This window comes from Pseudomonas sp. UBA7500 (genome assembly GCF_002478435.1).
GTDB classification, from domain to species: domain Bacteria; phylum Pseudomonadota; class Gammaproteobacteria; order Pseudomonadales; family Pseudomonadaceae; genus Aquipseudomonas; species Aquipseudomonas palmensis.
Genome location: NZ_DLNW01000010.1, coordinates 79,076 through 85,990, shown reverse-complemented (window position 1 = coordinate 85,990; position 6,915 = coordinate 79,076). Strand labels below are relative to the sequence as shown.

Annotated in this window: 7 protein-coding genes and 1 pseudogene; 7 read left to right on the top strand and 1 reads right to left on the bottom strand. The window is 52.8% G+C overall.

Features of this window, described 5'->3' with window-relative positions:
- The 7 genes and pseudogenes from B4I46_RS06760 to B4I46_RS06730 form a co-directional block, all read left to right on the top strand.
- Window positions 1-84, top strand: an 84-nt coding sequence (locus tag B4I46_RS06760; protein ID WP_286899228.1) for a phage tail assembly chaperone, incomplete at its 5' end; no start/stop codon positions are given.
- Window positions 85-140: 56 nt separating this feature from the next.
- Window positions 141-752 (top strand): glycoside hydrolase family 19 protein, encoded by a 612-nt coding sequence (locus B4I46_RS06755; protein WP_286899224.1) that lies wholly within the window; start codon window positions 141-143, stop codon window positions 750-752.
- Between the two features lie 41 nt (window positions 753-793).
- Window positions 794-1,297, top strand: coding sequence for a DUF2514 family protein (locus tag B4I46_RS06750; RefSeq protein ID WP_286899226.1), 504 nt, complete (start codon window positions 794-796; stop codon window positions 1,295-1,297).
- The gene (locus B4I46_RS06745) at window positions 1,263-1,469 is read left to right on the top strand and encodes a hypothetical protein (RefSeq protein ID WP_286899221.1); all 207 of its coding nucleotides are present in this window, start codon (window positions 1,263-1,265) and stop codon (window positions 1,467-1,469) included. Before B4I46_RS06750 ends, B4I46_RS06745 begins: the two co-directional genes overlap by 35 nt.
- A 147-nt stretch (window positions 1,470-1,616) precedes the next feature.
- On the top strand, window positions 1,617-1,913 hold the full coding sequence (locus B4I46_RS06740) for a hypothetical protein (RefSeq protein ID WP_286899219.1): 297 nt from the start codon (window positions 1,617-1,619) through the stop codon (window positions 1,911-1,913).
- Between the two features lie 916 nt (window positions 1,914-2,829).
- On the top strand, window positions 2,830-4,815 hold the full coding sequence (locus tag B4I46_RS06735) for an acyltransferase family protein (protein ID WP_200893465.1): 1,986 nt from the start codon (window positions 2,830-2,832) through the stop codon (window positions 4,813-4,815).
- A 141-nt stretch (window positions 4,816-4,956) separates the two neighbouring features.
- Window positions 4,957-5,082: pseudogene (locus B4I46_RS06730) on the top strand (DUF2514 domain-containing protein); the annotation flags it as partial.
- A 672-nt stretch (window positions 5,083-5,754) separates the two neighbouring features.
- Here B4I46_RS06730 and B4I46_RS06725 read toward each other — a convergent pair.
- Window positions 5,755-6,888, bottom strand: coding sequence for a hypothetical protein (locus B4I46_RS06725; protein WP_143516655.1), 1,134 nt, complete (start codon window positions 6,886-6,888; stop codon window positions 5,755-5,757).
- Window positions 6,889-6,915 lie beyond the last annotated feature (27 nt).

The following is a 6,915-nucleotide window of genomic DNA, read 5'->3' as shown; positions in this document are numbered from 1 at the left end:
AAGAAATACCGGGTCGCGCTGAACCGCCTGCCTGAGCAGCCAGGCTACCCGACAGATATCGACTGGCCAGCGCTGCCGGCCTGACGACAGCTGAACACCGATACCCGCCTTGAGCGGGTTTTTTATTGCCTGGAGAAACCATGCCAATCACAGAGCAGCAGTTGCTGCAGATCCTTCCCAGTGTCCGCCCGGTAGCGGGCATTTTTTTGCCTGCTCTAAACCGGGCAATGGCTCGCTTCAAGATCAACAGCCGGCTGCGCACCGCGGCGTTCCTTGCCCAAGTCGGTCACGAATCAGGCCACCTGCGTAGCCTGGTGGAGAACTTGAACTACAGCGCCGATGCGCTGGCGCGGACCTGGCCCACCCGGTTCACCGCGCTGTCGAGCGCCGCCTATGCCCGGCAGCCTGAGAAGATCGCGAACAAGGTATATGCCGATCGCATGGCGAACGGCCCCGAGTCATCGGGCGATGGTTGGCGGTACCGAGGCCGCGGGCTGATCCAGCTCACCGGCCGGTCGAACTACCGCGCCGCCGCTGACGGGCTGGGCCTGCCCCTGGTCGATAAGCCTGAGCTTCTGGAGCAGCCTGAATTTGCCTGCCAGTCGGCCGCGTGGTGGTGGTCGCAGAACGGACTGAACGAGCTGGCGGACGCCGGAAAGTTCGAGGCTATCACCCGCAAGATCAACGGCGGCCTCAACGGCCACGCAGATCGGCTTGCCCTGTACGAGCGTGCGCTGAAGGTGCTGGCGTGATCGGCTGGCGTACCGTCGGCGCGGCGTTGTGCCTTGCCCTGATGCTGGCGTCGCACTGGGGGGCGTACCAGCACGGCCGGGCGACAATGGATGCAGAGTGGAAGGGCAGGTGGGCTGCGCGCGATGCCAGCGACAAGCAGGCCTGGGCCCTGGCTGAAGCTGAAGAGCGCAGCAAGGAACAAGCCCGCCAACAATCAATCAACAAGGCGATTCAGGATGGACAGAAAACCATTGACCGTGCGGTGGCTGATGCTGCCGCTGCTCGTGCTGATCTCAGCCTGCGGGACGAAGTCGATCGAGCAGCCGGCCGTGCCGCAAGTGCGGCCAGCGGCCATTCCTGCACTGCCGCAGCAAGCGCGGCAGCTTCCCGCGTCGCCCTGGTGCTTGCCGACGTGCTCAAGCGCGCTGATGAAAGAGCGGGAGACCTGGCGACAGATGCTGATCAAAGCCGGGGAAGGGGAGCAACCTGCGAACAGGCCTATACTGCCCTGACCGAAATCGGAGGGCAGCATGGACGACTTGCAGGAGAAGATGGCGGCGGGTGAGCCGCTGATGCAGCAAGCGATGGATGCGGTGCGGCGCTACCACGAGGCGCGAGATTCGCTTACCGCGGCAGAAGAGGTCGACCGCTTGCGGCTTGAGGCCGAAGCGCTGATGCAGGCTGCCAGTGAGTATCAGCAGGCTGTGCTTGGAGGCCAGGCGGCAATTCGTCATTAGCCTGAAGGCTGCCGGCCTGCGCGAGACCGACGGCCTCGAGGTGAAGGTGAGGGCACTAATTGCGGAGCGCCTCAGCTTGCCGCTGACCGGCAATTGCCTCGACTCATGCATGGCCTTACGATACTGTTTTTACATACAGTATCGGCCATGCCACTCCCATACCCTCCAGCCTGGGTAACCGCACTCGATGACCGCGAGCCACTGATCACAGATCCAGAGGCGCGAGTTGCCGTGCTCAGGCAGATGGCCTACGACTGCTATCAGCGGGCTGAGGTGTCCATCGAGGAGATGGGCGAAATGCTCGAGCTTGTCGAGGCGGCGCGGCTTTGGGCGCTTATAGAGCACGAAGAGGCCTGGGCGCTGGGCTTGTTTGGCGACTATCCGCAGGATCATCCCGGCGGCGCACAGGTGATACAGGGTAGCGGCAAGCCCACCTGTGAGTAGCTATATAAAGGAAGGGAAACGGTCGGCAGAACGCCGGTGGAGGCGCAGGAAGCCTGCGTGAGATTTGCGTGACTCTTGGCAACGCTTGAAAACACCTATGAGCAGTCGATTGCAGCGAGCGCTGAGGTTAATCCAACGTTTACAGGGGGTTATGGCCTGCTGCACGCATGGGGTGCAAGGGGTCGAGTGTTCGAATCACTCCGTCCCGACCATATATTTCAATGACTTAGCCACCTTCGGGTGGCTTTGTTGTTTTTGGGGCTAGTGACTTTTCGAGTGACTTCGCCTTTTTCTTCGTCCAATCCTCCTTTTCAAGATCGTCAGCACCGGGCGCGTGAATCGGTTGCCGACACCTTGTTTGCAACTTCAATCAGCTGGTCACGCTCTGCGCAGGTTAGCGTCGGCGCCTTAGGGCCAAAGTTTTTTTGTTGCCCGCGCCAGCTGGCTAGGGCCACTACAGACACTGCGCATCCTTCTATTTCGACACCGCAGAGGTAAGAAATTTCTTCGATTGTGGCGGCGGCCCAGCACGGTGCCGGATGGCCGGAACAAACGTGGTACATACGCCAGAGGTTCATGTTTTCAAAAAAGAGAGCGTTGACATGGTGCCCCTGCCGCTCACCGTCTTCCTGACATTCAGGGGAGGGCAGTATTGCCGGCCATCGACTGGGGGCCAACTTAAGCCAGATATCGCGCGTGAATTATTCCGTGTCAGTGTGGTTTGAGCCTTAAAGCTCTGCAGAACTCGGCGCCTGAGTGGCTTTCTTGGTGGGCTGAACTGGTGCTATCGCGGCTCAAGGGCGCCAGCCCACCGTGTAATCTCGATTTGTCGGACCGTATCACGTAGTATGTGCGCAAAATTCAGTGCCTATTGTCTTCGTCTACTACGGATAGCAACAGACTAATGACTTCTAATTTGTCCCACCCAAAATATAGACCGGACATTGATGGCTTGCGGGCCATTGCAGTTCTCTCAGTTGTAATTTTTCACGCCTTCCCAAGTGTCATGAAGGGGGGGTTTATCGGGGTTGACGTCTTTTTTGTAATATCTGGGTTTTTGATATCTACAATTATTTTTAAAAGCCTAGATAGAAGGGCTTTTAAAATAACGGACTTCTATGTTCGAAGGGTGAAAAGAATCTTCCCGGGTCTTTTGTTTGTTCTGATTTCAAGTTATGCACTAGGTTGGTACTTGCTTTTAGCAGACGAATACGCTCAGCTAGGAAAGCACATTGCATCTGGTGCTGGGTTTGTATCAAATTTTACTCTCCTTGGGGAGTCTGGGTATTTTGACAATTCTGCCGAGACAAAGCCACTACTGCACCTTTGGAGTCTAGGTATCGAAGAGCAGTTCTATATTATCTGGCCTGTGGTTTTGATCGTTGCGTGGAAGATTAGATTCAACTTTTTTATTATTGCCTTACTGTTAGCTGCAATCTCGTTCTACCTCAATATTGTTGGGGTCGCAAGCGATGCGACTTCAACATTCTACTCGCCGCACACAAGGTTCTGGGAGTTGCTATGCGGCAGTATGTTAGCGTGGGTGACTCACTACAAAGGTTCTGCGCTGCGAGAAATGAAGATCAGAATCGACGCGGGAATCTCAAATAGATACAGCGCCGTGTCGAACATACAGTCAGCGGCCGGTATTGCATTTCTCGTGCTTGGCTTCATCTTCATCGATAAGGAAGTTGGCTTTCCTGGAAAATTTGCAGCTGTTCCGGTCATTGGAGCGGTGCTGCTTATCGCTGCCGGCCCGGAGGCTTGGCTCAATCGTGTGCTAATGTCCAACAGGCTGATGGTATGGATTGGCTTAATCAGTTTTCCTCTCTACCTATGGCACTGGCCTATTTTAACGTTTGCGCGGATTGTCAACGGTGATGTCCCTGATGTCAGCGTGCGCGTTGCTGCGGTACTGTTGTCTATCGTGCTTGCCTGGATCACTTATCGTTTTATCGAGCGGCCTATTCGTGAAGGGGGCGATGGAAACGGCAAGGCCTATGCTCTTGTGTCCGCAATGGTTGTCATGGGGGCCGTAGGTTTTACAACTTACCAAAAAAATGGATTGGAATTTAGATCTTTGCCGCAGCAAGTATTGGCAAATGTAGGTGTGGTTTCCGGTTACAAGGAAACAATGGGGATCTATGGTCTTGGAAAGTGCTTCATAGACTATCATCAAAGCGCAGCAGATCTAATCAAAGAGCAGTGTGTAAGTGCTGAGGGCGCTGGTCGAAGACTGGTTGTCTATGGTGATTCCGAAGCGGCACATCTTATTGCTGGAATTAGAAAGGTATATGCAGGCAGTGAGTTATCAATTCAGCAGTGGACCGGAACTAGCTGCAGGCCATTTGCTTATATTGAAAATTCAGAGCGGCGCTGCACAGAGTTCTCGGATATGTTTGTAAAGGAGATGCTTCCAGATCTTGGTTCTGGAGATGTGTTGATTGTTGGTGCTAATTGGCTTGGCTCATACTTACGGATCGGTCAAAAGCACTATGAGCAAGAACTGGATCAATTTTTTAGTGATCTTGGAAAGGCTAGGGCCAAGGTGGTGGTGTTCGGTAATACGCCAGATTTTTCCGTTGAGCCAATTAAGTTTGTCGCAAGGAAAACAGCTTTCTCACATGCTCAGCAGTTTATGCGCTCTGATGATTACCTGCATTCTAATCTTGTGATCGAAAGGCTTGCAAAGAAATACGGGCTGGAATACTTCAACCCTTCTTCAGTACTGTGTCGGCACGAAGCACCACTTGAGTGTCTGGTGTATACCGGAAAAAGTATGACCTACTTTGATCGTGGACATTTGTCTGGGGCTGGGTCTGAAATTGTGGTTGAGGGGTTTGCCAAGCAGTTCGAACTACTTGATAAACCAATCGAAGAGATATCGGCATCTGCTGATTAGATATAACATCTAAATTAACCCGGCATTGTGCGGGCTTCTAGATATCCTCCTAATGCCCGCCAAGTTGCGGGCATTTTCGCCTGCTCTAAACCAAGCGATGGCTCGTTTCAAAATCAACAGCCTGCTGCGCGCCAGGCATCAGCCACCTGCAATGCCATCGCTGCCCAGCAGCGCCAGGCAGTGGGCTTTGCCATTGTGGTGCTTGGGCGATTGTTTGAAGACGCTGACCGAATGGCGGGCAGCTGCGCAGCGCTTGAGCGAAGTTGAACAGCGGGCCTTGCATATCAGGCGGTGGAGGATGGAATTCGTCGGAAGGGTGACAGCTATTTAGAAGGAGCGGATCGCTCGGCAGAACGCTAGGGCGGCTAGCCAGGGCCAATGACCTTTGAAGTGACGTTGCTAGGATGCGTCCGGACTCGTGAGGCTTCGTTGCAGCGAAAGCAGGGCCGGAATCCTTTATTATCGTGCCGTACGCAGGAGTGGCACGCATGGGGTGCAAGGGGTCGAGTGTTCGAATCACTCCGTCCCGACCATATATTCAGAGAATAAGGCCATTTCCGAAAGGAGTGGCCTTTTTCATGTGTGTGATTTTTGTGCCCTGGTTTCAGGACACAAACAAAGCACAACGCTTTCAGTGATTGATTTCCTTCTGCGAGGCGGTTGCCTCGGGCTTAGCTGTTAGCTACTGTCCGGCGCGTGAATCTGGGGTTTAGGAGCCCGAGCTCTTCAACGATCCTTTTGAGTTAACTGCGTTGGCAGACAGTGTTGGCCCCGCCGGAAAGCAGGAAACGCTCAAAGTAAGGGGCGACCAGTTCAAAGACCAGATAGCCATTCTATGCATGCTGAGTTCGTTAATAGGCAGTTTTTTTAAGAGTGCCTGATTAAAAGATAGCGGGATATTATCTGGAGGCCGCTGGAGATGCTCCAGCGGCCTTAAGTTTACTGCTTTGCCCACGTGCCACAGAAAGATATTTGCGAATAGTTAATTTTGTAGAGGCGCCCTTGAGTAGGTGGGCACTCATGAGGCCATGCAGAGCCGATGTCCTTCAAGTAACTTGCTTGGCCGGTATTTATAATAGCTAGACTCCTGACTTGTTTGCATATTAGTGTTTTGGACTTTCCGTCCCAAATGACCCGCTCCCAGTCATTCCCAAATGTATTGGAGCAAGGTAGGTTTGAGTTGGCGGTGTTGTACCCTTTGAAGTCTGTTATGTATCTGTTGGATGTTCCGGTTTTTTTGCAATAAGCAATATCTGATTTTCCATCAAATGAGAAAGACGACCATCCTTCTCCAAGCGTGCTGCATTTTTGAGCTGCGCTTTTACCGGTCGCAGGCCAAATGGCAGTCACATCGACAACCCCAGTGGGTGGTGTGGGGGGCTCGGGCTCTGGTACGGGAACGGGTGAAGAAACGTATGGAGGAAGCTCAACAGATTTCAAATTTTTACCGCCTTCTGTAGTAGTGGCCACAACTATTACAGCAAGGTCAGCTTCCCTTCTAGTGCAAATTAATGAAAATCCCGACGCGGTAATCTGGTCTCCTGCTTTCGGTATATCGCCCTGGCAAGTAACATCTGAACTGGGTGATATTGCCCATTGGCGAACTTCTGTGAAGCCTTTCTCACCCCCGGGTGAATACTGGATATGATAAATAAAACGTTTTGGGTCTTGAGATGGCTGTATATAATGACTGACGCCAGAGTTGTTTTGTCTAATACATTCAGACCAAGAGCTGGCAATCACGTTGCTGGCTTTTTGGGCGATTTTCTTGTAGAGGGTGTTAGATAAGGCTTCATCATAATCCGATGAGCAGTAACTGCTGGAATACGACTGATTCGAGCTTGCAGAGCCGGTTATAGTGTTGTAGTTGAGGCTGCCGTCATAGTTGCTTGATCTGGCCTCGGAGTTGCAAATTACATCTTTCGAGAGATTGTATTTGTGCTGGAAGTCTAAGACGTTCTCCTTGTCGTATATTCCGTGTTTAAGAATTGCATCGCAAACGCTGTCGAGCGCAAAAGCCTGGGGTACGGCCAACAAAGATATTGCGGGAAGAAATGATGCCAAAAGCTTCATAAATGCCCTCATTGATCATCGATGTGG